Annotated in this window: 23 protein-coding genes; 18 read left to right on the plus strand and 5 right to left on the minus strand. The window is 36.8% G+C overall.

Annotated elements, in window-relative coordinates:
* The first annotated feature begins 46 nt into the window (after positions 1-46).
* The 6 genes from BWD121_RS00955 to BWD121_RS00980 all read left to right on the plus strand — a co-directional run bounded on the left by BWD121_RS00955 (position 47) and on the right by BWD121_RS00980 (position 5,478).
* Entirely contained in the window at positions 47-226 is a 180-nt protein-coding gene (locus tag BWD121_RS00955) for a hypothetical protein (RefSeq protein ID WP_078663001.1), read from the plus strand.
* A complete protein-coding gene (locus BWD121_RS00960; protein WP_078663002.1) occupies positions 223-1,131 on the plus strand; it encodes a 4-(cytidine 5'-diphospho)-2-C-methyl-D-erythritol kinase in 909 nt (302 codons plus the stop codon). The genes BWD121_RS00955 and BWD121_RS00960 overlap by 4 nt, the downstream gene beginning before the upstream one ends.
* Positions 1,132-1,760: 629 nt before the next feature.
* A complete protein-coding gene (locus BWD121_RS00965) occupies positions 1,761-2,432 on the plus strand; it encodes a ribonuclease HII (protein WP_078663003.1) in 672 nt (223 codons plus the stop codon).
* Positions 2,429-3,391, plus strand: coding sequence for an L-threonylcarbamoyladenylate synthase (locus BWD121_RS00970; protein WP_078663004.1), 963 nt, complete (start codon positions 2,429-2,431; stop codon positions 3,389-3,391). Before BWD121_RS00965 ends, BWD121_RS00970 begins: the two co-directional genes overlap by 4 nt.
* Positions 3,392-3,393: 2 nt before the next feature.
* Positions 3,394-4,803: an FAD-binding oxidoreductase gene (locus BWD121_RS00975; protein WP_078664036.1), complete on the plus strand. Its 1,410-nt coding sequence runs from the start codon at positions 3,394-3,396 to the stop codon at positions 4,801-4,803.
* 144 nt (positions 4,804-4,947) lie between these two features.
* Positions 4,948-5,478: a DUF6101 family protein gene (locus BWD121_RS00980; RefSeq protein ID WP_078663005.1), complete on the plus strand. Its 531-nt coding sequence runs from the start codon at positions 4,948-4,950 to the stop codon at positions 5,476-5,478.
* Between the two features lie 396 nt (positions 5,479-5,874).
* On the opposite strand, the gene purD is transcribed toward BWD121_RS00980, so the two are convergent.
* Positions 5,875-7,149 carry a phosphoribosylamine--glycine ligase gene (purD, locus tag BWD121_RS00985; protein ID WP_078663006.1) on the minus strand — a complete coding sequence of 425 codons (1,275 nt, stop codon included), beginning with the start codon at positions 7,147-7,149 and terminating at the stop codon, positions 5,875-5,877.
* 90 nt (positions 7,150-7,239) lie between these two features.
* Between purD and ubiA the strand changes: the two genes are divergently transcribed.
* Entirely contained in the window at positions 7,240-8,244 is a 1,005-nt protein-coding gene (ubiA, locus tag BWD121_RS00990) for a 4-hydroxybenzoate octaprenyltransferase (RefSeq protein ID WP_078663007.1), read from the plus strand.
* Between the two features lie 91 nt (positions 8,245-8,335).
* On the opposite strand, the gene pdxH is transcribed toward ubiA, so the two are convergent.
* Positions 8,336-8,959: a pyridoxamine 5'-phosphate oxidase gene (gene pdxH, locus BWD121_RS00995; RefSeq protein WP_078663008.1), complete on the minus strand. Its 624-nt coding sequence runs from the start codon at positions 8,957-8,959 to the stop codon at positions 8,336-8,338.
* A 324-nt stretch (positions 8,960-9,283) separates the two neighbouring features.
* On the opposite strand from pdxH, the gene BWD121_RS01000 reads away from it, so the two are divergent.
* From BWD121_RS01000 to BWD121_RS01030, 7 genes are all read left to right on the plus strand, one after another.
* Complete coding sequence (locus BWD121_RS01000) at positions 9,284-10,186, plus strand: J domain-containing protein (RefSeq protein ID WP_078663009.1); 903 nt, start codon at positions 9,284-9,286, stop codon at positions 10,184-10,186.
* 125 nt (positions 10,187-10,311) lie between these two features.
* Positions 10,312-11,130 (plus strand): enoyl-ACP reductase FabI, encoded by an 819-nt coding sequence (gene fabI, locus BWD121_RS01005; RefSeq protein WP_078664037.1) that lies wholly within the window; start codon positions 10,312-10,314, stop codon positions 11,128-11,130.
* Positions 11,131-11,273: 143 nt separating this feature from the next.
* Positions 11,274-12,368, plus strand: coding sequence for a chorismate synthase (aroC, locus tag BWD121_RS01010; protein ID WP_078663010.1), 1,095 nt, complete (start codon positions 11,274-11,276; stop codon positions 12,366-12,368).
* Between the two features lie 10 nt (positions 12,369-12,378).
* Complete coding sequence (gene ribB, locus BWD121_RS01015; protein WP_078663011.1) at positions 12,379-13,491, plus strand: 3,4-dihydroxy-2-butanone-4-phosphate synthase; 1,113 nt, start codon at positions 12,379-12,381, stop codon at positions 13,489-13,491.
* Between the two features lie 7 nt (positions 13,492-13,498).
* Positions 13,499-13,753 (plus strand): exodeoxyribonuclease VII small subunit, encoded by a 255-nt coding sequence (locus BWD121_RS01020; protein ID WP_078663012.1) that lies wholly within the window; start codon positions 13,499-13,501, stop codon positions 13,751-13,753.
* Positions 13,754-13,975: 222 nt separating this feature from the next.
* Positions 13,976-15,898, plus strand: coding sequence for a 1-deoxy-D-xylulose-5-phosphate synthase (gene dxs / locus BWD121_RS01025; protein ID WP_078663013.1), 1,923 nt, complete (start codon positions 13,976-13,978; stop codon positions 15,896-15,898).
* 695 nt (positions 15,899-16,593) lie between these two features.
* Entirely contained in the window at positions 16,594-17,838 is a 1,245-nt protein-coding gene (locus BWD121_RS01030; protein ID WP_078663014.1) for a class I SAM-dependent RNA methyltransferase, read from the plus strand.
* Positions 17,839-17,909: 71 nt separating this feature from the next.
* On the opposite strand, the gene tldD is transcribed toward BWD121_RS01030, so the two are convergent.
* Positions 17,910-19,328, minus strand: a complete 1,419-nt coding sequence (tldD, locus tag BWD121_RS01035) for a metalloprotease TldD (protein ID WP_078663015.1) — start codon at positions 19,326-19,328, stop codon at positions 17,910-17,912.
* A 112-nt stretch (positions 19,329-19,440) separates the two neighbouring features.
* On the minus strand, positions 19,441-19,977 hold the full coding sequence (locus tag BWD121_RS01040) for an invasion associated locus B family protein (protein WP_078664038.1): 537 nt from the start codon (positions 19,975-19,977) through the stop codon (positions 19,441-19,443).
* Between the two features lie 398 nt (positions 19,978-20,375).
* Here BWD121_RS01040 and cyoE point away from each other — a divergent pair, with 398 nt between their 5' ends.
* The 4 genes from cyoE to rnhA all read left to right on the plus strand — a co-directional run bounded on the left by cyoE (position 20,376) and on the right by rnhA (position 23,981).
* Entirely contained in the window at positions 20,376-21,311 is a 936-nt protein-coding gene (gene cyoE / locus BWD121_RS01045) for a heme o synthase (protein WP_078663016.1), read from the plus strand.
* Positions 21,312-21,491: 180 nt separating this feature from the next.
* Positions 21,492-22,508 (plus strand): 4-hydroxy-3-methylbut-2-enyl diphosphate reductase, encoded by a 1,017-nt coding sequence (gene ispH / locus BWD121_RS01050; RefSeq protein WP_078663017.1) that lies wholly within the window; start codon positions 21,492-21,494, stop codon positions 22,506-22,508.
* 40 nt (positions 22,509-22,548) lie between these two features.
* Positions 22,549-23,508: a homoserine kinase gene (locus BWD121_RS01055; RefSeq protein WP_078663018.1), complete on the plus strand. Its 960-nt coding sequence runs from the start codon at positions 22,549-22,551 to the stop codon at positions 23,506-23,508.
* A gap of 5 nt (positions 23,509-23,513) precedes the next feature.
* Positions 23,514-23,981 (plus strand): ribonuclease HI, encoded by a 468-nt coding sequence (rnhA, locus tag BWD121_RS01060; protein ID WP_078663019.1) that lies wholly within the window; start codon positions 23,514-23,516, stop codon positions 23,979-23,981.
* A gap of 26 nt (positions 23,982-24,007) precedes the next feature.
* On the opposite strand, the gene BWD121_RS01065 is transcribed toward rnhA, so the two are convergent.
* Positions 24,008-24,886 (minus strand): protein-disulfide reductase DsbD domain-containing protein, encoded by an 879-nt coding sequence (locus BWD121_RS01065; RefSeq protein WP_078663020.1) that lies wholly within the window; start codon positions 24,884-24,886, stop codon positions 24,008-24,010.
* Between the last annotated feature and the right edge of the window lie 50 nt (positions 24,887-24,936).

Consider the following 24,936-nt stretch of genomic DNA (forward strand, 5'->3'; position numbering starts at 1 on the left):
TAGAAAGTTTGCTTAGAGACTATTGTGAGAGGAAAAGGGATTTAAAATGATCCGACTTATTTTATTCAGTTTCATTGGTGTGATGATTCTTTATATTTATTATTTATTTAAGCGCCAGTTACACTGGGTATTGCAACGTGCTTGCCATACAAGAGTTAAATCACGTACAAATGTGAAAGGAACTCTTGTGAAAGATCTTCGTACAGGTGAATATTACGTTAAATGATATCAGATGTGCAGGCTTCTCTTAAAGAGGGTTTTCATCTTTCAACGCCTATTAAGTTGAATCTAGCTTTGCATGTTGTGGGGCAGCGTGCTGATGGTTATCATTTGTTAGAAAGTTTGGTCTATTTTAGTCTCAGTGGTGATTGTTTAAGCTACACACCTTTTGCAAAAGATCACTTTGTTGTAAGAGGTCCTTTTGCTAATGGGCTTGTTTCTGATTCAGATAATCTAGTTATTCGCGCTCGTAATTTGATGCGCAAGATGTTCCCTAAAAATGCTAAACCTGTCTTTTTTCAGCTTATTAAAACGTTGCCTATTGCTTCGGGTATTGGTGGTGGATCGGGAGATGCTGCTGGGGTTTTCAGTATATTGCGCCGGCAATGGAATCTTGATTGTTCGTGTGAAGAATTAGCGGCAATTAGTCTAGCACTTGGTGCTGATGTACTAATGTGTCTTTTTGCGTTAGAATATCAGCAACCGCTTTTTGTTCAAGGAATTGGCGGTGATATAACGCGACTAAAAGAAGCCTGTTCTATTGCAATGGTATTGGTAAATCATGGTCAACAAATTGAAACATCCGCTATTTTTCAGGCTTTAGAAAAGCGTGATCATCCTCCTTTAAAGATTGATCCAGCGGCTTTAAAGACGGTTTTTTCATTGGTTGAAGCTTTAAAAGAAACGCGTAATGATCTTTTTGCTCCTGCATTAAAAATTGCACCTCGATTGGCTGAGGTTTTATATGCATTAGATGAAAGTGGAGCTCTTTTTTCTCGCATGTCTGGTTCAGGTGCAACTTGCTTTGGCATTTTTAAAGATCAACAAGCAGCTCAAAAAGCGGCTTTCCTTATTAAATCAGCACATCCAAATTGGTTTGTTCAATCAATTATGACTGTAGGAAAGCTTTGATAAGCAATGTGAACATTAAGGATTGTTGTTTATAGTGATAATTAACTAATTTATGTTGCTACTCTTTAATATTAAATTCTTTATTCATATCCAAATACATTTTGGAAAAGAGCAATAATTCCTTTATGGTATTTGAAAAGGGTAGCTTAAAATAATTTTCTTAGTCGAGTGATATGCATTTTAAAAAGCGATGTTAGCAGTAATATGTTGTGTAGGTAGTTGTGTAGGTAAAAGACATGGAGCTACTCTTTAATTGATATTATCATCACGATAGTTTTTTGTTTAGAAGGTGGAAGTGTTTACGTGAGAAATTTTAATACCTCTTTTAAACAAACAAATAAGGGAATTTTGATTATATTTTTCACAAAGTTTTTTATTGAGATGATTGATATTGTAATAACTTCATTGTGTACAAGAGTAGGGGATAATCAATGAAATTTTCGTTTTTATTCTCTAGGTTTGATTAAAGCATGTAAGAATATGTAAAGAATAATTTTATTGGAAAACTAATATTTCCCCTAGACTTGAATCTTTTTGTTATCATGTTGTTTGAGAGCTAAAAAATATTGGAGTCAACTATTTTTACTATGGGGCTTGCGGAAAATAGGTGGTAATGCAAATATGAATGTATGTTTTGTCGTGTTCGCAATTTGTCAAATGTATTTAATATGCCACTTCAACCGGATTTTTCGCACGAATTGGATTTACACAAACAAGGCTTCTTTTATATAGCGGGTGTTGATGAAGTTGGACGAGGACCTTTAGCTGGTCCTGTGGTAACAGCAGCAGTTATTTTAGATAAAAACCGCATTCCTGAAGGGTTGAATGATTCAAAGAAATTTTCTACTCAACAGCGCAATCAACTTTATGGTAAAATTTTGCAAAATGCGTTGGGAATTTCAGTTGCGAGTATTTGTGCCCGTGCAATTGATCAATCTGATATCAGAAAAGCAACTTTAGAAGCAATGCGCCGTTGTGTTGTAGGACTTTCCATTCCAGCTCATTATGTATTGGTTGATGGGCGTGATATTCCACCTCTTTTGCCATGTCCAGCAACTGCTTTGATCAAAGGTGATCAGCGTTCGGTTTCAATTGCGGCAGCATCCATTGTTGCGAAAGTAACACGTGATCGAATGATGGAATGTGCTGGGCGGGTTTATGAAGGTTATGGTTTAGAAAAACATGTGGGTTATGCAACAGTAGCACATCGTGCGGCTATCGCTAAATATGGGCCCATTTTAGGATTGCATCGTTATAGTTTTGCACCACTGAAAGAAAATTATAAGGATGACATTTCATGACAATCCTACCTTTAAATAGTGCTTCAATAAAAGAAGCAGTTGAGGTTCTTAAGCAGGGTCAATTAGTGGCTTTACCAACAGAAACTGTTTATGGATTGGCTGGTGATGCAACTAATGGAAAAGCAGTTGCTTCTATTTTTGCTACAAAGAGGCGGCCGCAATTTAATCCTCTTATTGTTCATGTGAGTAGCATTGTTATGGCAGAACATTATGTGGAAATTGATTTGCTTTCACGTCGATTTATGGAAGCATTTTGGCCTGGGCCTTTGACATTAGTTTTACCATTAAAGGTTAATCATAATATTCATCCTTTAACGACCTCTGGTCTTGATACATTGGCTGTTCGTTTTCCTGTGGGCGGTTTTGCAGAAGTTGTTCAACATTTTGGTCGACCTTTAGCAGCTCCTAGTGCAAATCAGTCGGGAGGCCTTAGTCCCACTTCAGCTGCATCTGTATTTGCATCTTTAGGGGCATCAGTGCCTTTAATTATTGATGGAGGAGTTTCTAAGATAGGGCTTGAATCAACGATTATTAAAGTTTGTAATAAAAATATCTATCTATTGCGCCCTGGTGGGGTAACTGCTGAAGAAATTGAAGAAGTGGCAGGGCAGTCTTTAAAACAATTAGATCAGCGTGCTGCAATTGAGGCACCAGGTATGTTAAAATCACATTATGCTCCTAATGCTTTAGTACGTTTAAATGCACAACAGGTGGAGAGCGACGAAGCACTTTTAGCATTTGGTCCTAATCGCATTGTAGGCGCTGAGAATGCTATCTCTATTTTAAATTTAAGTGAAAGTGGTCAATTGGAAGAAGCTGCATTTCATTTGTTTGACTATATGAAACAGTTGGATTCATTAAAGGTGAAATGCATTGCAGTGGAGTCTATCCCATTTTACGGATTAGGTGTAGCTATTAATGATCGTTTAATGCGTGCTGCAGCACCAAGAGGAAAATGAAGGTGGAGCAGAATTTAATTGAGTGTTTTAGAAAAATTGTTGGTTCTGCGAATGCTATTACAGATCAATCTTTGATTGCACCATATTTACTTGAAAATCGTGGACTTTTTCATGGAAAAACGCCATTGCTTTTACGGCCATCTTCAACAAATGAGGTGTCGTCTATTATGCGTTTGGCTAGCAAAACACGCACACCAATCGTACCTCAAGGAGGAAATACTGGTCTTGTTGGTGCTCAACAGCCAGATGATAGTGGGTGTAGTGTTGTTTTATCTATGGAACGTTTAAACAAAATTCGACTAGTTAATCCTGAGGGTAATTTTGCTGTTGTAGAGGCTGGTGTTATTTTACATACCTTACAAAAAAAGGCAGATGAAGTAGGTCGTTTTTTCCCTCTTTCTTTAGGCTCAGAAGGTTCCTGTCAAATAGGGGGGAATCTTTCGTCTAATGCCGGAGGGACGGCTGTGTTAGCTTATGGTAATATGCGTGAGCTTTGTCTTGGTTTGGAAGTTGTTTTGCCTGATGGGCGTATTTTAGATGATCTGCGTTTTGTTAAAAAGGACAATAGCGGTTATAATTTGAAAGACCTTTTTATTGGTTCGGAAGGGACCTTAGGGGTTATTACTGCAGCAGTTTTAAAGCTTTTTCCAAAGCCTAAAGGAAAAGCAGTTGCTTTTGTAGGTTTATGCAGCCCAGCTCATGCTCTTAAATTTTTAGCTCTTGCTCAGTGTTATGGGGGGCCATTGTTAACTGGTTTTGAGCTTATGGGAAAACTCAGTTTACAAATGGCTTTAAATTATACGATGCATGCTAATTCACTTTTTGAACATGAACATGAATGGTATGTTTTGATTAATATTTCATCGTCACGTAGTGATGATGAGGCGCTATCGGTGTTAAATGTTATTTTAGAAACAGCTTTAAAGGATAATATTATAGAGGATGCAGTTGTTGCACAATCGTTAAAACAGCAAGATTTTTTTTGGCAATTGCGTGACAATATGTCACTAGCACAGAAGTTAGCAGGAGGGTCTATTAAGCATGACATTGCTGTACCTATTGCCTCCATTCCTGACTTTATTGCTGAAGCTGCTCTTATTGTTGAAGAGATTGCCCCAGGTGCGCGGGTGGTGTGTTTTGGTCATATGGGTGATGGGAACCTCCATTATAATATTACACAACCCATAGGTGCTGATACTGCATCATTTTTGCAATTATATTCACAAATGAATGACCGGATCCACTGTTTAGTGATGCATTATCAGGGTACATTTTCTGCAGAACATGGAATTGGGCAGCTTAAGCGGAGAGAATTGCGTACTTTTAAATCACCAGTTTCATTAGAAATTATGGAAGCGATTAAAAAAATATTTGACCCTTTAGGAATTATGAATCCTGGCAAAATATTATAAATTGAAATGATGAGTATTTCTATTCTTATTGAGATTGTGATAACCGAAAAGAAAACAATTTTTTTACCTAAAGCTTAATAATTCAATGATAAAAAAAGGTATTATATAGAGTATGTTTTATTGAAGTGAATTGGGAAAAACTATATGGCTAATCAATGTTTTAATCGGGCAAAAATGGGGTCTGAGTTTCGGTTAGATCCATGCCATTTGCCACAAACGGCGACATATTTTGTATCAAAAACGGGAAATCACATGATTTGTTCGTTGAATGAACGCAGTGTTTCTCTGAAAGTTGATAATTCTTCCAGTCTGTCACGTTTGATTCCAGTTTATCACTTCAAAGGAATTGCAGCGCGTATAGTAGAAGCTCTTACAGGAGAAAAAGCTGTCGCATTAGAATTGCTCCATACAGATGAAGAAGCTTGCATTCCACTTTTAGTTTCTAGAGATTTAAATAATGTTTTTTTAGACTGGCGATTATGGGGAAAGATTTATAATCTACCGATGTTTATGATCTGTGAAAATGAGAATATTATTACTATCAAAGATCATTCTATTTTACGTCAATTTTTTTATATGACATCACCATCCTCTAGGAAAAAGGGTTTTTTACTTCGTTGTGGTGATTCATTAGGTTTACGTTTAACGATCACCAATCGGATTGTCTCACAGTAAATTGATATAGATTAATTTTTTGTTGTATGGGTAGACACGTTTATTTCAAAGGCATTCTATACTTTTCATTGATTGTGGTAGAAAAGTAGCTTTAGCTGTATGATTAGGAAAAAATCTTTTTTTCGATTTTTACATGCCTTCTACAACCATCTGTGTTTTTAGGGCATTATATTATTCCGTTCTGATGGTGTACAAAGCGTATCACTTCGTGGAAAGTGATTGGCAAATTGGTTGCAAAAATAAATAAGACAGTAAGATAATCACAAGATTTGTAGTTTTTAGATTTGGAGCATCTACTCTTTTCATCTGAAGTTTTTATGAATAAAGAATAATATAAACAAATCAATTTATCTTTCTACTGTGTGAAATAACTCACTTCAAAAAAGCTTAAAAGGTCTAATTTTTTTGTGCAATAGCACGCCATCCAATATCCCGGCGAACAAAGCCTTGTGGCCAATCAATACAATCAACCGCTTCGTAAGCACGTTTTTGTGCATGTGTAACAGTTTCTCCTATTGCTGTTATATTTAAAACACGTCCACCATTGGCGATTAATTCTCCATTACATAAAGCTGTGCCCGCCTGGAAAACTTTTACATCAGGAAGAGCATTTACTTTGTCGACATTGCGGATAATGCTGCCTTTTTGAGGAGCATTTGGGTAACCTTTAGCAGCCATAACAACTGTTAGAGCGGTTTTTTCAGACCATTGAATGTGTTTATTTTTAAGGTTTCCTTGAGCTGCTGCAAGGAGAAGTGGTAAAATATCATCTTTTAAGCGCATCATTAAAACTTGGCATTCAGGATCACCAAATCGTACATTAAACTCAATTAATTCAGGCCCTTTTTGGGTTATCATTAATCCGATGAAGAGAATACCTTTAAAAGGGGCTCCCATTGCGGACATATCATGCAAGGTGGGTTCGACAATTTCTTTAAGAGTACGATTAACCATTTTCTCAGTCATAATTGGAGCTGGTGAATAGGCTCCCATGCCGCCAGTATTGGCTCCAGTATCGCCATCACCAACACGTTTATGATCTTGTGCTGATCCAAAAGGGATGGCGGTTTTACCATCACAAAGGCAAAAGAAGCTTGCTTCTTCACCTTCCAGAAATGCTTCGACAACAATTTTCTTTTTTGCATCGTCAAATGTATCTTTAAAGCAGGCATCAACGGCGTCAAAGGCTTCTTGCATTGTCATAGCCACAACAACACCTTTACCAGCAGCCAGGCCATCAGCCTTAATAACGATAGGGGCACCTTGTTGACGGATGTAGGATTTAGCTTGTGAGGCATTGTTAAAGCATTGATAGATGCTTGTAGGAATGTTATTTCTATAACACAAATCTTTTGTAAAGCTTTTTGAGCCTTCTAATTGAGCTGCTTTTTGAGTAGGGCCGAATACACAGATGCCAGCAGCATTAAGAGAATCAGTTATACCTTCAACTAATGGTCCTTCTGGCCCAACAATGACGAGGTCAATAGAATGTGCTTTACAGAAATTAATAACAAGAGGGTGATCATTGATGTTTAAATCAATATTTTCACCTAATTCTATTGTTGCAGGATTTCCAGGAGCGCAATATAATTTTGTAAGTAGCGGTGACTCTGCTATTTTCCATGCTAAAGCATGTTCTCGTCCACCTGATCCAATAAGAAGAACGTTCATGATTTGCTCCTACCATAAAAGATGATTAAATCAGTTTTCTTTCATAAGAATGAAATGGTTCTATCGCAAGACCAAAGGTGAAATCATTTGATGAAAAAAAGTAAAAATATTTTACATATTCAATCCTGTGAAAATCAAGGACGAGTTATGGATGCCCCCCCTAAACAATGGGTTTACTATTTACTTCCTTGTTCTTTGTGGCTTTATGCTCAATTGGCACGTTGGGATAGACCTATTGGGTGGAAATTGTTGATGTGGCCTTGTTTTTGGTCAACAACCATGGCTATGCTTTCCTATGAGAAGCCCCAAGTACCCCTTTTGTCAATTATAATGTGTTGGATTTGGTATCTTTTTCTTTTCTTTTTAGGTTCCATAGCCATGCGAGGTGCAGGCTGCACTTGGAACGACCTTGTTGATCACAAAATAGATTCTCAGGTAGAACGAACACGTTCTCGTCCATTACCTGCAGGTCAGGTAAGTCGGTTTCAAGCAAAAATTTTTATATTAGTGCAGTGTTTCATAGGCTTAGGTGTTTTATTACAGTTTAATGCATTTAGCTTTTTTTTAGGTATTTCGTCCTTAGTGGCGGTCGCAATTTATCCTTTTATGAAACGCATAACAAATTGGCCACAATTTTTTTTAGGCGTTGCGTTTAATTGGGGCGCGTTAATGGGATGGGCAGTTGTGTATGGAAGTTTGAGTTGGGCACCAATTGCACTTTATGCAGGGTCAATCTTATGGACGATTGGATATGATACGATTTATGCTCATCAAGATAAACAAGATGATGCTATTGTTGGTGTGCGTTCTACAGCACGCCTCTTTGGAAAAAGCACCAAATATGCACTAGTGGTTTTATATAGTGGTTTTATAATGCTGGTCAGTTTGGCATTTTATTTAGCGCAAGTATCCATTCTCAGTTTTGTAGGGGTTTTTATTGCTGCCATCCATATGTTTATTCAAATCAAAGTCATCGATATAGATGATAGCTCACAATGCTTAAAACTTTTCAGATCCAATTCATTTGTTGGTTTTTTTATTTTTGCTGGTTTAGTGTGTGGGGGTATTTGGATGATATTACATTCTGGAATTTAAGAACAATCTAGTTTAGAAACAAGGTCATATATTCTGTAATAGTAGAGCAGAAAGCATTGTTATAAAAGTAAAGGCTTCATAAAGATAGTGATTAAGGATAGAGTCTTTGTTTTTGCCAGTTATCTTGTTCAATAGAGTCACGTGTGAAAAGTAAGCGATCATGTAAACGAAATGGCCGATCGCACCAAAATTCAATAAAAAGAGGTTTAATGCAAAAACCAGACCAATAAGGTGGGCGAGGAATATTCCCTACTGCATAACGTGTAGCATATTTAGCAACTGCTTTTTTAAGAATAAGGCGGTTTTCTAATGGCTGAGATTGTTTAGATGCCCATGCACCGATTCGACTTTTTCGTGGTCGCGACTGAAAATATGCATCTGCTTCTTCAGTGCTTACTTTTTCAACAATGCCTCTAATTCTAATTTGACGGCGAAGTGATTTCCAATGAAAACCTAAGGATGCTTTCATTGATCCTAAAATTTCTCGTCCTTTACAGCTTTCATAGTTGGTATAAAAGACAAAACCTTTAGGACTAAAATCTTTAAGAAGAACCATACGAACATTGGGTAAACCTGTTTCATCAACTGTTGCTAGTGCCATAGCATTGGGATCGTTTATTTCGCTTATTTTTGCTTCTTCAAGCCAATTTTCAAAAATTGCAAAAGGATTTTGTGTTTGTATAAAATTATCATTTATTTGTGTTTTATTATTCATGATATACCCCACTGTTAGTTAGTGTGAGTGAGAAATTCTTTGATTTATTTTTGCCGTCAAAAATAAAGTGTTGTTATTCTTTTGTTTTAAAAACCAATGACTTTATATATTTTTATTATGGTGTTTCAATTATGTTTATCTTTAATATAGGGTGTCATAGGCTATATTGGATTAAAAATATCCATTTTATCTGGTATTTTGTTTTTTTATAAACATATAGATAAGAAAAATGATTTTATTGAATAGCTTGATGAAGTAATAAAAAATATTTAACAATATTACTGGTTGATATTTGAAAAACGGGAAGGCTAGAAAGAGGACAATATGCGTGATCCCTATACGGTTTTGGGTGTGGCACGTACCGCAAAACCGCAAGAGATTAAATCTGCATTCAGAAGATTAGCAAAGCAGTATCATCCAGATCATAATATGGGTGATGCTAAAGCTAAAGAAAGGTTTTCTGAAATTAATCAAGCTTATGAAATTATAGGCGATAAAGATAAAAAAGCACAATTTGATCGTGGTGAAATTGATGCAGAAGGAAAACCACTTCACCAGGCTTATGGCGCTGGGGAAAATTTTAGGAGCAGACAAAATCCTTTTACTGGTGGCACAAGAGGATTTGATTTTGGATCTTCAGGTGCTGCAAGTTTTGATGCAAGCGATATTTTTCGTGATTTATTTGGAAGAGGAAGGGATTTTTCAAGCTCAACACAATATACTCAACCTCAACAAGGGGCTCATATTCGTACCAGTCTTTCAATTACATTAGAGCAGATGGTAGGTGCAAACAAGGTAGAAGTAACTTTTCCTACTGGGAAAAAATTAAAAATTAAATTACCAGACTATGTTGAAGATGGGCAAACCATTCGTTTAAAAGGTCAGGGAGAAGAGGTGGCGTATGGGCAAGCAGGGGATGCTTTAGTAACTATTCGTATTCAGAAACATCCTCGTTTGCGAGTTGAAGGGCGCGCACTTCATCTTGATTTACCGGTTTCTCTTAAGCATGCTGTTTTAGGAGCCAAAGAAGAAGTTGACACTTTGGAAGGACGTGTAGTTTTGAAAATTCCCCCATGGTCGAGTTCTGATCGTGTTTTACGGTTGAAAGGAAAGGGGCTTCGTTTAAAAAATGGTGAAAGAGATGACCTTTATGTGCATGTTCGTATCATGTTGCCAGAAGGTGGAGATGCTGCATTAGAACAATTTTTGCAAATGCAAAACAATTAACATCTTTTTTCTTATACAAAAGCATAACTTAAGTTTGATTTTAAACCAATTGCTTGAAGAAAAAGGTAACCTGTGTCATAGGCATAGAGATAATGTTGATGTCAAATAGCAATGAGGCGATGCTAATGACGAAGAGTAATGGTTTATTGTACGGGAAGCGTGGCTTAATTTTAGGATTGGCAAATAATCGCTCTATCGCTTGGGGAATAGCAAAGGCGGCCAATGCAGCAGGAGCCGAGCTTGCTTTTACCTATCAAGGTGAAGCAATGAAGAGACGTGTTGAGCCTTTGGCTCAAGAGTTGAACGCTTTTGTTTGCGGTCATTGTGATGTTTCTGATAGTGCATCTATTGATGCAGTTTTTAACGCAATAGAAAAAAAGTGGGGCAAACTTGATTTTTTAGTTCACGCTATTGGTTTTTCCGATAAAGATGAATTAAATGGTCGTTACGTTGATATTAGTGAATCAAACTTTATGATGACGATGAACATTTCTGTTTATTCGTTAACTGCTCTTACACAGCGTGCAGAAAAATTGATGCCAGATGGCGGTTCAATTTTAACGCTGACTTATTATGGTGCAGAAAAGGTTGTTCCTAATTATAATGTAATGGGGGTTGCTAAAGCTGCTCTTGAGGCTAGTGTGAAGTATTTAGCTGTTGATTTAGGGCCAAAAAACATTCGTGTTAATGCTGTGTCTGCAGGGCCAATTAAAACATTAGCTGCTTCTGGTATTGGTGATTTTCGTTATATTCTAAAATGGAACGAATATAATGCTCCTTTGCGCCGTACAGTGACAATAGAGGAAGTCGGTGACTCTGCCCTTTACTTTCTTTCAGATTTATCGCGTTCTGTTACAGGTGAGATTCATCATGTTGATTCTGGGTACCATGTTATCGGTATGAAGGCTGTTGATGCACCTGATATTTCTGTTGTTAAAGAATAAGACTTGGTTCATAAAGTTTTATATGTTAGCGACAATTTGATTTAAAGTTCAGACAGTCAATGACACCTTTGGATGAAATCGTATTGCGCGGTTCAATCCACACTATAGTTGCGTGTATTTGAAGAAGAAATGGATCTTTCTCCATGTCGCATAATACATTTGGTCATTTGTTTCGTGTAACAACATGGGGTGAAAGTCATGGCCCTGCTCTTGGTTGTGTTATTGACGGTTGTCCTCCAGGAATTGCTTTCACTCTTACTGAAATTCAGGCATATCTTAATAAACGTAGACCCGGGCAATCAAAATATACAACGCAGCGTCAAGAGTTAGATCAAATAGAAGTTCTTTCAGGAGTTGTGACTCAAGATAACGGCACGATATTGGTAACGACAGGTACGCCGATTTCGCTATTTATTCGAAACATAGATCAATGCTCTAAAGATTATGGTGAAGTTGTTTATCAATATCGGCCAGGTCATGCAGATTACACCTATGATATTAAGTATGGCATTCGTGATTATCGTGGTGGTGGTCGTGCTTCAGCACGAGAGACGGTAGCGCGTGTCGCAGCAGGTGCTCTTGCCCGTAAAATTGTTCCTGGTTTGATTGTGCGAGGAGCTGTGACGGCGATAGGCCCTTATAGTATTAATCGTGACCGTTGGGATTGGTCAGAGGTTGATAACAATCCTTTTTTTACACCTGATGCAGAAGCAGCACGTATTTTTGCTGATTATATGACTCAATTACAAGAAAGCGGTTCATCAACTGGTGCTATTGTTGAGATTGTTGCAGAAAATGTTCCAGTAGGTTTAGGAGCACCTATTTATGCAAAACTTGATCAAGATATTGCATCATTTTTAATGTCAATTAATGCGGTTAAGGGTGTTGAAATTGGCGATGGTTTTGCTGCAGCTCGCTTGACTGGTGAACAAAATACAGATGAAATGCGAATGGGAAGTGACGGTAAACCGCTTTTTTTATCTAATCATGCCGGGGGTATTTTGGGTGGGATATCAAATGGACAGCCGATTATTGCACGTTTTGCTGTTAAGCCCACTTCATCAATTTTGGCTCCTTGTCGTTCAATTGATGTTAATGGTAACAATGTGGATGTGGTTACAAAAGGGCGTCATGATCCATGTGTTGGAATTCGTGCTGTGCCTGTTGGTGAAGCGATGGTTGCTTGTGCTATTGCTGATCATTATTTACGACACCGCGGTCAGATCAGTTGTAGTTGAAAGGTAAACGATGGCTTATAATCAGAAAAAAGTTGTTGCTGCTATTCAGGCTTTCGAACGCGGTGAAATTGTTGTGGTTACAGATGATGATGACCGTGAAAATGAAGGTGATTTAATTGTTGCGGCGGTTCATTGTACAGAAGAAAAAATGGCATTTATTATTCGCTATACGTCGGGTATTATTTGTACACCAATGCCAAAAGAAGAAGCACAACGATTTAATCTTGCTCCTATGGTATCGGATAATGATTCGGCGCATCGTACAAAATTTACTGTTACCGTAGATTTTAAACATGGAATAACAACAGGTATTTCAGCATATGATCGTACATTGGCTGTTCGTAATTTAGCTAATCCCAATGCAAGTGCTAACGATTTTGTCCGTCCGGGACATATTTTTCCTTTAATTGCGCATGAAGGTGGTGTTCTCATGCGTTCAGGTCACACTGAGGCAGCTGTTGATTTGTGTAAATTGGCTGGTTTGCCACTGGTTGGTGTTATTGGTGAATTAGTCAATGATGATGGTAGTGTTAAACATGGAGATGAAGTTACAAAATTTGCACAAGATAATCAGTTGCACATCATAACTGTTGCTGATCTTATTGCTTATCGTCAGCGTAAAGAGACACTTATAAAATATATTGGAGAAATGTATATTGAAACATTTGTAGGTCCAGCTGTAGTCAAAAGTTATCAACTTCCTTGGGAAACAGTTCAGCATGTAGCAATTGTTTTTGGTGATATTCGTGATGGGGAAGATATTCCGGTACGCTTGCATCGCGAAAACATTCTGAAGGATGTTTTTGGTCAATCACCAGATATTGAGGTTATCATGCGACGCATGGTAGAAAAAGAAAAACGTGGTGTATTTGTTTATTTGCGTGAAGGATCTGTTGGTGTTGGTTCTCAATTAGCTGTTTGTGATCAGAAAATGGCAATGGTAGGTTTAGAAAATCATGCACAAGCAATTGAACGTGCAGAAGAATGGCATCAAATTGGTCTGGGAGCGCAAATTTTGAAACATTTAGGGATTAGTTCTGTTATTGTTTACTCTTCTAAAGAGCGTCATTATGTCGGTTTAGAGGGTTTTGGAATTCGCATATCTAGAACAGATATCTTGTGAGGGTTATATGAAGAAAGGTATGAAAAAGGGAGATATTGCTACGTTAAGTTTTGAAGAAGCACTAAAGCAACTTGAAGTGATTGTTGAAAACTTGGAACGTGGAGATGTTCCTTTAGAACAATCAATTGATATTTATGAGCGAGGTGAAGCTCTTAAAAATCATTGTGATAAACTATTGAAAATGGCTGAAGCTAAAGTTGAAAAAATTCGACTTTCAGATACAGGTCATCCGGAAGGTTTAGAGCCACTTGATTCTGAATAATGTTCAGTAATCGTTTAATTATTATTGAATGTAAAAAATAAGAATTTTGATTTATTAGAATAACTTATCAGTCTTATTTCTTATGAAATGAATGAAAAAGAAGAGAATCTGTAGATAATCTTAAATAAGTAAAGTATTTCAATGGATAATACGTCATATTCTATACAAAATAATAAAAAATGTGTGCCTATATAATATTATTGGTAATATAAGGAGTTTTTTTTGTCTCGGTCATTAACGCCATTACTTGATCGTATTTGTTTTCCACAAGATTTACGGGCATTTCCTGAGTCTGATTTAGTACAGTTAGCTAATGAATTACGAGCTGAAACAATTGATGCAGTTTCTGTAACAGGTGGTCATCTTGGTGCGGGGCTTGGTGTTGTTGAGCTCACTATTGCACTGCACTATGTTTTTAATACACCTGACGATAAGATTATCTGGGATGTTGGTCATCAAACTTATCCTCATAAAATTTTGACTGGCCGTAGGGATAAAATTCGTACTCTGCGCCAAGAAGGTGGCTTATCAGGTTTCACAAAGCGTTCAGAAAGTGTGTATGACTCATTTGGTGCGGGCCATTCTTCTACTTCTATTTCAGCTGGCCTCGGGATGGCAGTGGCGAGTATGTTAAAAGCAGAAGAAAGACGGAACATCATTTGTGTGATTGGTGATGGGGCTATGTCTGCTGGTATGGCTTATGAGGCAATGAATAATGCTGGTGCTTTGGATGCACGTTTAATTGTTATCCTTAATGATAATGATATGTCTATTGCGCCCCCTACAGGTGCTATGAGTGCTTATCTTGCAAGATTAGTTTCTCGTCCTTCTTATCGTAATTTGCGTGAACAAGTAAAAGTATTAAGCAAGAAGTTACCGAAATTCTTCTTAGATAAAGCACGGCTTTCAGAAGAGTTTGCGCGTGGTTTTTTAGTTGGGGGAAGTTTATTTGAGGAGCTTGGCTTTTATTATGTGGGGCCTATAGATGGCCATAATATGAATCATTTGTTGCCTGTTTTGAAAAATGTCCGCGAATATCCTAATGGTCCTGTTTTAGTGCATGTGGTAACGCATAAAGGGAAAGGGTATGCACCTGCAGAGGTGTCGTCTGATAAATATCACGGTGTTAATCGTTTTGATATTGTTACGGGTAAACAGGTTAAAACACAAAGTAAGTTTCTTCCTTATACTAAAGTGTTTTCTAAGGCTTTAATAGAAGAAGCCGATCATGATGATAAGATTGTTGCTATAACAGCTGCAATGCCGACAGGAACTGGCCTTGATTCTTTTGCTGAAAAATTTCCCACAAGGATGTTTGATGTTGGTATTGCTGAGCAACACGCTGTAACTTTTGCTGCAGGTATCGCCTGTGAAGGGTATAAACCTTTTGTTGCAATTTACTCTACTTTTTTACAGCGTGCTTATGATCAGATTATTCATGATGTATCGATTCAAAAATTACCTGTGCGTTTTGCGATTGACCGCGCAGGGTTTGTTGGCGCGGATGGTGCAACACACGCTGGAAGTTTTGATATTGTTTTTTTGGCGACTCTTCCTGAGTTTGTTGTAATGGCTCCTTCTGATGAAGTTGAACTTATGCATATGGTGCGCACAGCGGCAACTTATGATCAAGGACCTATTTCTTTTCGTTATCCACGTGGTGAAAGTGGTGGTATAGATTTACCACAACGGGGTGAGATTCTGGAGATTGGTAAAGGGCGAATTTTGTGTGAAGGTAGCAAGATAGCTTTAGTTTGTTTTGGAACTCGGTTATCTGAAGTGTTAATAGCAGCTGATGAGTTAGCGGCAGAAGGGTTATCAACAACTGTTGCAGATGCACGCTTTGCAAAGCCTTTGGATAAGGATTTAATACGTCATTTAGCACGTGAGCACGAAGTATTAGTGACAATTGAAGAAGGGGCAATGGGTGGATTTGGGGCGCATGTACTGCAGTTTTTGGCACAGGAGGGATTATTAGAGCGCGGTTTAAAGGTTCGCACATTAAAATTTCCTGATGAATATTTAAATCATGGTTCACCAAATAAAGTGCTTTCGAGTATTGGGCTTGATGCAACGGGTATTATTAATACTGTTTTTAATGCTTTGGGGCGTGAAATACGAATAATACCGCAAATTCAAATATGACAATAAGGTAGTTCATAAAAAGGTTGATGCCTTTAAGTTACTGCTACAATGTGTTTACGAGCATATAATGCAATTATATGATAAACAGTTAAGATTGATGGAAAAATACTTTTTAAATTGAGAGAATAATTTCTAATAATATAGAACTTATAGTTTGTTATTTTGTGCAGAGTTATGTTTTATGTGCTGCATTACAATTGATAAATGCATTGTATAGTGAATCAAGTGATGATTATAATATTGGTATGCCAATAATGATTTTATGCACGTTCTCTTAAGATGTGAGTGTAGGTCTATAATTATTGCTTCTGATATCAATCATAATAGTTTAATGCACGTTTAATCTAGTATTAGTGTGGATAATATTATGAACATTTAAATGTAGAGATTTAAGACAGTAGTAGTTGTAAAATTAATTTCACTATATCGAATGTCAATTCACTTCTCTTAACTTTGTATTGTTACTTGTTTTATCTTCTTTCAAAAAGAGAGCCCAATTGTTTTGTTAGTAAAATCTCAATTTGAAATTGATGATAAGGGTGGGATATTAAAAGATCCATCAGTTGCAAGAAACTTTAAAAGTACTTTTTTGATAAATTGAACCTTCAAAGGAATAAATAAAAAAGTTTCCTTTTTTCAATCAATTATAAACGATGGTAAGCATTAGAATATTGATTATTCGGAGAAAAACAAGAGTGAGTGATAACGTTATAATTGATCATATTGGAGCTAATGGTCATGGTGTAGCAAAAACACCGCGTGGCTTGGTTTATATACCTTTTACCTTACCGGGAGAGGTTGTTAAAGTTGATCTTCATGGAAAATACGGCACACCCATTGCATTAATGAAAAAATCATTAAAACGCATTGATGCTGTTTGTAAACATTTTAAAGAATGTGGAGGATGTATGCTTCAACATTGGCATGTTGACGCATATCATTCTTGGAAACGACAATTGGTTGTTGATACACTTAAAAAATACCAGCTTGATGTAGTGATTTCTCCTTTAGTAAAGTGTGAACATTATAGCCGCCGGCGAATCATTTTAACGGCATCTATGACAAAGCAAGATCATATCATTGGTTTTAATCGTCATCTTTCACATGATGTTGTGGCTATTGAGGAATGTCCGGTTACTCGGTCACAGATTATATCGAAATTAAGTGATATTAGAGCGATATGTGCTCTTTTAAGCAATCATGCTAAGCAATTTCATGTAACAGTAACATCTGTTGATAATGGTTTTGATGTCGCTTTAAGTGGTTGCATCGTGCGCGATAAGCTTATTCGTCAAAACATGATACATGCAGCTCTTGTATGTGGAATTACGCGCCTATCTATTGAAGGTGAAATTTTAGTTGAGCAAGAAAAACCATTGATTTACTTTAATGATGTCTGTGTTGAACTTCCTTCTGGAGGTTTTCTTCAGGCAACTTCTGAGGCAGAAAATGCCATAAGTCATATTATTTTAACTCATTTTAAAAAAGCAAAAAGTGCTGTTGATTTATTTTCAGGGGTGGGAACTTTTTCTTTACGTATGGCTAAGACAATGAATGTTCATGCAGTAGAGAATGATGAAACAGCGTTGGCAAATTTAGAGCGTGCAGCACGTTTTGCTTCTGGTTTAAAAACAGTTACTTGTGAAAAGCGTGATTTATTTCGTCGTCCACTTTCTGCAAAGGAACTTGAACGTTTTGATAGTGTTGTTTTTGATCCGCCACGCGTTGGTGCAAAAGAACAAGTATATGAGTTGGCAAAGACGACAATACCACGTGTAGTAGCTGTTTCGTGCAATCCTGTTACATTTGCTCGTGATTTGTCCATTCTTGTTGCAGGCGGTTATATAGTAGAAAAGGTTATACCGATTGATCAATTTTTGTGGTCGCCTCATGTTGAAATTGTTGCAATTTTAAGCAAACACAAAACAAAAATGCGCTAAGAAATTTAGCTAAAATAAAAAAGCTATTTTAAATATATTGAATTTTTTTATTTAGCTTAGCTTGATTGATGTTATGAAAGTGTTGTTCCACCGATCGTCATATTATTAATTCGTAAATGGGGTTGTCCGATGCCAACAGGAACGTTTTGTCCCGCTTTTCCACACATACCTAGACCATTATCCAGTTTGCTGTCATTTCCAATCATTGTAATGCGTTTCATGGCATCTGGCCCATTACCAATCAGGGTCGCACCTTTGATTGGAGCTAAGATTTTGCCATTCTCTACTCGATAAGCTTCGGTACATTCAAATACAAATTTTCCAGAAGTAATATCAACTTGTCCTCCACCAAATGAAACTGCATAAATACCACTTTTTAATGAAGATAGAATTTCTTGAGGCGTTTTATCTCCCCCTAGCATAATTGTATTTGTCATCCGTGGTATTGGTGTGTGTGCGTAAGACTCACGTCGCCCATTTCCAGTTGGATTAACCCCCATGAGACGAGCATTTAATCTATCCTGCATAAAGCCTACGAGTTTACCGTTTTCAATCAGAACGTTATGTTTTGATGGTGTTCCTTCATCATCGATGGTAAGTGATCCGCGGCATTGAGGAATTGTACCATCATCAACAATAGTTACACCTTTTGCGGCAACTTGTTGCCCCAAAAGCCCAGAAAAAGCGGATGTTTTTTTGCGGTTGAAATCACCTTCCAAACCGTGTCCAACAGCTTCATGTAGCATAACACCAGGCCATCCATTAGCCAAAACAACATCAAATGTTCCTGCTGGTGCTGCTTGTGCCTCTAAATTGACTAAAGCCATGCGTAAAGCTTCATCAGCAGCCATTTTCCAATTTTCTTCACTAATGAATTGGTTAAATGTCTGTCGTCCACCACATCCATAAAATCCATTTTCACGTCGGTTATTATCAGAAACTACCACAGATATAGTAAGTTTAACAAGGGGACGAATGTCATGAACGAAGTATCCATCACCACGTAAAATTTCAACATGTTGGAGTGAACCGGAAAGAGCGACGGTAACTTGATGCAATTTATTATTTTTTTCACGTAAATATGCGTCAATTTTTTGTAAAAGTGCACTTTTCTCTTTAAATGATGGAGCATCAAGAGGATTGTTTGGTTGGTATAATCTTTGCTTTGGTTGTGAGGGAGCTGCACTGTAAGACCCTGTATGATTATTATAGGTTACAGCTTTAGCAGCTTCAATGGCGCGTTTGAGTGCAGCGGCTGATAATTCACCGGAGTGAGCGTATCCAGTAGCTTCTCCAGAAACAATGCGTAAGCCAAATCCTATATCTTGCTGAAATGCCCCATTTTTAAGCTGGTTATTATCAAATAAAAGTACCTCACTTTCTGTGTATTCAAGATAAAGTTCACCATCGTCAGCATTATGAAGAGCTTCTTGAACAAGAGACTGTACTTTGGACGAAGCAATATCAAAATGATCAATCAGTGATTTCATAGTAGTTATCCTATTTGCATTGGTGCCGGCAATGTTTATTTTCTTTATTTAAGAAGGTTTCTAAAAGAGTTATTGGATGCACTGATCATTTAGTATTTGCAAATACTTTTTGTTATTTCGGTAAGTCTGCGTAAGCTTCATTCAGTCCACGCAAATCAATAAGACCACCGACTCCTTGCTCAGGGGTTGTAAAGATAAAATAAGTGGCTGTTTTGCCATTTAAAAAGAGTTTTAATATATCTTCTTTAAGGAGAGCTTCAGCAACACAGTTATCGCCCAAGCAACGCCGATATTCTATTTTTCCTATATTTTTATCATCGATTTTGATGCCAATACCAGGGCGCAATTCCACACGAATAGGAACGAAAACCCGCATCAAAGTTTTTTGATTTTTAGGCAATTTATGAAATGTAATCCGAAAAGTGATATCGCGGCGGTCTTGTGTGCGCACATCTTGTATGATTTCACATTGTATATTAGGAGTACCTGGTGGTAGTGAGCAAACTTTTGTCCATGCACCATAAGTTTGTGGGGCAGGGACATTTTGTGTATTGGGTATTTGCGCAATAGCATAATTGGTAAAAATAACAAAAAATACGCAAATAATAATACTAAAGAAGTTTTTTTTAAGAAATTGATAAAGTGTCATGGAAAACCCTGCCCAAATTGTTATTATGTTATTGTGCATAGGTTTTTATGAAAAGTAAATCCTTGTCTTAAAAGTGTAACATAAAACCAATTCTTTTCTGGAATATATTTATGCATATTTCATATGAGTGGAACAGAAGTACAAAATAAAAATAATATTTTACGAGAGTAGGATCTTGTGGCATTTAGTAAAACCTATTTATTTTTGTGATGCCTTATTTTATATAAAGGATAACATTGATTGGAATTAATGTAAGTATTTCTATCTGTTTTGAAAGTACATATAAATAAGATAGATATTATATGGTCTCGAAAATACTATAATATTAATGGATCATGTTCATATATTAAATAGTATTTTTTTGTGAGTGATACTGATAGAAAAGGTTCTTTAGTGGAATGTGTATTTTAGAAGAATTATCAGCTAAAAATAGTCAGTCAATTCCACCAAAAGCCAGTCTTTATGATTATATTACATTATTGAAACCCCGAGTTATGTCACTTGTTGTGTTTACAGCTCTGGTTGGGCTGATGGTGTCACCTGTTACGATAAATCCATTTCATGGTGTATTAGCAATTTTATGTATTGCTGTGGGGGGAGGTGGTGCGGGGGCACTTAATATGTGGTATGACGCTGATATTGATGCGGTAATGAAACGTACGCGACAGCGCCCTATTCCTACTGGTAAAATTAGCCGTAAGAAAGCATTTGTTTTTGGTTTGGCTCTTTCTGTGCTTTCGGTTTTGGTTATGGGAGTTTTTATTAATTGGTTTTCAGCGATTTTTCTTGCTTTCACAATTTTCTTTTATGTTGTTATTTATACGATCTGGTTGAAACGTGTAACACCACAAAATATTGTTATTGGTGGTGCAGCTGGAGCCTTTCCACCAATGATTGGATGGGCAGCTGCGACAGGGGCAATAAGTATTGAAAGTTTCCTATTATTTTTGATTATTTTTATGTGGACTCCACCACATTTTTGGGCTCTTTCTTTATTTTCATCTATTGATTATGATGCAGCAGGTATTCCTATAATGCCCAATGTACGAGGTGAATATTCAACCAAGAAACAAATTTTAGTGTATACTGTGATTATGGCGTTATGCGCTGTTGGGCCTTATATTATAGGTCTTGCCGGTATTACTTATGGTATTTGTTCAGCACTTTTAAGTGTTACTTTTATTTATCTTTCTTATTGTTTATGGAAAGTTGATACACGTGATGAAACCATTTCTATGGCAAGGAAGGTGTTTTTCTTTTCATTGTTTTATTTAGCCGCTATATTTGGAATTCTTTTAATTGAAAATCTTATTTTGTATTTCATTGTCCTTTAATGTGATTTAAGTCGAGGAGCAAAAATTAATTCGCATCAATAGAATAATAATGTTCTATAGGTGCAACTCTTTATATAAAAAGGTGATATTTTAGTTTTTCTCTATACATTTTTTGTATAGTAGTGCCTAACAACAGTGTGTTTGGATACATGGAAAAAGTCATAAAATGAAGGATAAATTATGTGCTTACTCCCCCCTTTAACAATGCGCCTTTGTAGTCCACGTGGTTTTTGTGCTGGGGTTGATCGTGCTATTCAAATTGTTGTTCTTGCATTAAAAAAATATGGTGCTCCAGTGTATGTTCGCCATGAAATTGTGCATAACCGCTATGTGGTTGAAGGGTTGCAACAGCGTGGAGCCATTTTTATTGAAGAACTTCATGAAATTCCAGAAGAACATCGCAATCAACCCGTGGTGTTTTCTGCTCATGGTGTGCCAAAATCTGTACCAGAAGAGGCGCATCGTTATAATTTATTTTATATCGATGCAACATGTCCGTTGGTTTCTAAGGTTCATAAGCAAGCGATACGGCATCGACGTTATGGTCGTCATGTCATATTAATTGGTCATTCTGGCCATCCTGAAGTGATTGGAACAATGGGACAGCTTGAAAAAGGAGCTGTTACATTAATTGAAACAGTAGAAGATGCTTGGCGTTATCAACCGGAAAATCCAAATAAATTGGGATTTGTGACACAAACAACGCTTTCTGTTGAAAATACAGCTGAGATTTTGGATGTTTTGCAAAAACGTTTTCCTACGTTAGAAACACCGGCTGCCGAGTCAATTTGCTATGCTACGACCAATCGACAAGAAGCTGTTAAGGCAGCAGCATTAGGGAGTGATTTATTTTTAATTGTTGGTGCTCCAAACTCATCTAATTCGCGGCGTTTGGTAGAGGTTGCTGAAAGGTTTGGTGCGCAGCGATCTATTTTAGTTCAATGTGCTGATGAAATTGATTTTGATAATTTGGGTGCTCTTTCCGTTGTTAGTCTTTCAGCTGGTGCATCTGCTCCTGAAATTATTGTCGATGAAATTATTACAGCTTTTCATAAGCGTTATAATGTCAAAATAGAATTGGCTGAAACTGCGTTAGAGACAGAAACATTTTTGGTCACTCGCGAGTTGCGTGATGTTGTTTTAACCCCTCAAGATATGGCTTTTGTTAATGGTTATGCTAAAAATACTAACAGATAGAAATTATAATATTACTAGTGCTTAAAACGAAAGCAAAATAATGGCAGTTCATACTGATGTACATCAGAGCGATTTGGAAGAATTTTTAACGCGTTATTCAATAGGTTATCTTCTATCTTACCAAGGGATAGAAGAAGGTATCGAAAACTCAAATTTTATACTTCATACGACAAAAGGAAGGTTTATTTTAACACTTTATGAAAAACGTGTTTCAAAAAGTGATTTACCTTTTTTTTGTAGTCTTATGCAGCATTTAAATCAGCGTGGCATTCCTTGTCCTCAGCCAGTTTTCCAGAATGATGGGGCAACAATTGGTAAGTTAGCGGGGCGTCCTGCTGTTATTGTTACTTTTGTGGAAGGGACATGGGTGCGTAAGCCTAATGTATATCATTGTTGTGAAGTAGGTACTGGTTTGGCACAGTTGCATTTAGCTGGGCAAGATTTTGTACCCAAACGTAGAAATACTCTTTCTATTGTAGATTTAAGACCATTGTGGGCGAGTTGCCAAACAAAAGAAGATACTTTATTGGAAAAGTTTGGGAAAAAAATTGATACAGAGTTAGCATTTTTAGAAAAAAACTGGCCATTATATTTACCAACAGGCGTTATTCACGCTGATTTATTTAATGATAATGTGTTTTTTTTGGACCATTGTCTTTCTGGTATTATAGATTTCTATTTTGCTTGTAATGATTTTTTTGCTTATGATTTAGCAATCTGTTTGAATGCTTGGTGTTTTGAAAGCGATTATTCTTATAATCTTGTTAAAGCGCGTGGATTATTAGAAAATTATCAAAAAATTAGGCCATTGATACCTTTAGAATTAAGCGCGATTCTTTTATTAGTGCGTGGTGCAGCTTTGCGCTTTTTACTAACACGCCTTTATGATTGGTTTAATACACCTGCTGGTAGTTTTGTTGTTAAAAAGGATCCGTTGGAATATTGGCATAAACTTAGTTTTTTTAGTAGTGTGGATTCGTTGACTGAATTGGGTTTTTAGATTTTATGTTCAATCGAAAAAAAGTCATTGAAATTTATACAGATGGTGCTTGCTCTGGAAATCCGGGACCTGGGGGATGGGGGGCAATTTTACGCTGGAATGGTCGTGAACGTAAACTGTATGGTGGAAAAGAATATACAACTAATAATCAAATGGAACTTATGGCAGCAATTTGCGCGTTGAATGCTCTTAAGGAATCTTGTTCAATTGATCTTTATACAGACTCAGTCTACGTGCGCAATGGAATATCTATGTGGCTTAAAGGCTGGAAGAAGAATAACTGGCGCACTGCATCGAATGATCCTGTTAAGAATGTGGAGTTATGGCAGGCTCTTGATGATGCTTGCTCTCGACATGATGTCAGATGGCACTGGGTAAAAGGGCATGCTGGCCACCCAGATAATGAACGCGCAGACGCTCTTGCACGTCAAGCACTTGCTGAATATCGCAAAAACGGGCATTTTTCTACATAATTTTATGAAATAGCCTTTCTAATGTATTATGGAATGACAGTGGAATTTGATTGCGTGTTTATTATGAATGTTCCACTCAAGGCGTGATTTTGAGAAGAAATTGCATAAAAAATTGTTTGGTTTAGCTCGTCTGGCGTGAAATATATAGGTGCGCTAAAGAGTATATATTCTTTATAATCATTTACTTTTTTTGCTGGTCCAATTTGCATGTCTCCTCCATCTAAAAAGAGAGATAGGACTTTGATTTTGCTGTTGTTTTCTATTTTTATAAATAAGGTGTTTTTATTTTTTTCAGCACTTATTTTAAATTCATTATTCATTGCACGAGGAAGAGAATCTTGGGCATGCTTTAATAAAGATGGAGAGAGATATGTATTTTTCTGAGTGGATGAAGAAAAATCAAACTCAACAGTAAAAGGGATACAGATTTCATCACACAGTCCAAGGGTTAAAGAGCCACTAAGATTTTCACTTGAACCGGAAACACTAAATGGTAATACAACTTTATTTTTATAGCCTAAGGACCAATCATTTTCTGTTTCATAAAGTTGTGGCACGGGATAAAAAATTTCATAAGAGACTTGTTGGTTAAAGTTAAAAAATGGTGCCATACCGGAGTTTCCTGGATTGCGCCAATAAGTTTTCCATTTTGGCTTAAGCATAACTTCAATAAAACCGTTTCTTATTCCAGAAGGTGAAGGTTTGGTGAGTGCCAATCTCACACTGCCACCTTCTGATTCATACCAAGGCGTCGCAAGAAGTTGTGATTCTTGTTCTTTTTGAGCAGCAATGGTGAAATTGGATGAGCTTAAAAGAACGAGTGTTAAGCTAAAAATGATTAAAAACTTTTTATAAAAGATATTTGAAATTCTTTGTAAATTTAGAAATATTTGAATTTTTTTCATCTAGTTTTTATTTTCTTCTTGTACTGCCTGAATTGAAGTTTAACATATAG

The sequence above is a fragment of the Bartonella sp. WD12.1 genome (assembly GCF_002022415.1).
GTDB lineage: Bacteria > Pseudomonadota > Alphaproteobacteria > Rhizobiales > Rhizobiaceae > Bartonella.

Bases quoted from the DNA above. Each gene is read 5' to 3' on its own strand.
- BWD121_RS01065 (WP_078663020.1), bottom strand. From the start codon at position 24,886: ATGAAAAAAATTCAAATATTTCTAAATTTACAAAGAATTTCAAATATC.
- BWD121_RS01040 (WP_078664038.1), bottom strand. From the start codon at position 19,977: ATGACACTTTATCAATTTCTTAAAAAAAACTTCTTTAGTATTATTATT.
- BWD121_RS01000 (WP_078663009.1), top strand. From the start codon at position 9,284: ATGCGTGATCCCTATACGGTTTTGGGTGTGGCACGTACCGCAAAACCG.
- BWD121_RS01020 (WP_078663012.1), top strand. From the start codon at position 13,499: ATGAAGAAAGGTATGAAAAAGGGAGATATTGCTACGTTAAGTTTTGAA.
- rnhA (WP_078663019.1), top strand. From the start codon at position 23,514: ATGTTCAATCGAAAAAAAGTCATTGAAATTTATACAGATGGTGCTTGC.
- BWD121_RS00965 (WP_078663003.1), top strand. From the start codon at position 1,761: ATGTTTTGTCGTGTTCGCAATTTGTCAAATGTATTTAATATGCCACTT.
- purD (WP_078663006.1), bottom strand. From the start codon at position 7,149: ATGAACGTTCTTCTTATTGGATCAGGTGGACGAGAACATGCTTTAGCA.
- aroC (WP_078663010.1), top strand. From the start codon at position 11,274: ATGTCGCATAATACATTTGGTCATTTGTTTCGTGTAACAACATGGGGT.
- pdxH (WP_078663008.1), bottom strand. From the start codon at position 8,959: ATGAATAATAAAACACAAATAAATGATAATTTTATACAAACACAAAAT.
- BWD121_RS00980 (WP_078663005.1), top strand. From the start codon at position 4,948: ATGGCTAATCAATGTTTTAATCGGGCAAAAATGGGGTCTGAGTTTCGG.
- BWD121_RS00955 (WP_078663001.1), top strand. From the start codon at position 47: ATGATCCGACTTATTTTATTCAGTTTCATTGGTGTGATGATTCTTTAT.
- tldD (WP_078663015.1), bottom strand. From the start codon at position 19,328: ATGAAATCACTGATTGATCATTTTGATATTGCTTCGTCCAAAGTACAG.
- ribB (WP_078663011.1), top strand. From the start codon at position 12,379: ATGGCTTATAATCAGAAAAAAGTTGTTGCTGCTATTCAGGCTTTCGAA.
- fabI (WP_078664037.1), top strand. From the start codon at position 10,312: ATGACGAAGAGTAATGGTTTATTGTACGGGAAGCGTGGCTTAATTTTA.
- ispH (WP_078663017.1), top strand. From the start codon at position 21,492: ATGTGCTTACTCCCCCCTTTAACAATGCGCCTTTGTAGTCCACGTGGT.
- BWD121_RS00960 (WP_078663002.1), top strand. From the start codon at position 223: ATGATATCAGATGTGCAGGCTTCTCTTAAAGAGGGTTTTCATCTTTCA.
- cyoE (WP_078663016.1), top strand. From the start codon at position 20,376: ATGTGTATTTTAGAAGAATTATCAGCTAAAAATAGTCAGTCAATTCCA.
- BWD121_RS01055 (WP_078663018.1), top strand. From the start codon at position 22,549: ATGGCAGTTCATACTGATGTACATCAGAGCGATTTGGAAGAATTTTTA.
- BWD121_RS00970 (WP_078663004.1), top strand. From the start codon at position 2,429: ATGACAATCCTACCTTTAAATAGTGCTTCAATAAAAGAAGCAGTTGAG.
- ubiA (WP_078663007.1), top strand. From the start codon at position 7,240: ATGAAAAAAAGTAAAAATATTTTACATATTCAATCCTGTGAAAATCAA.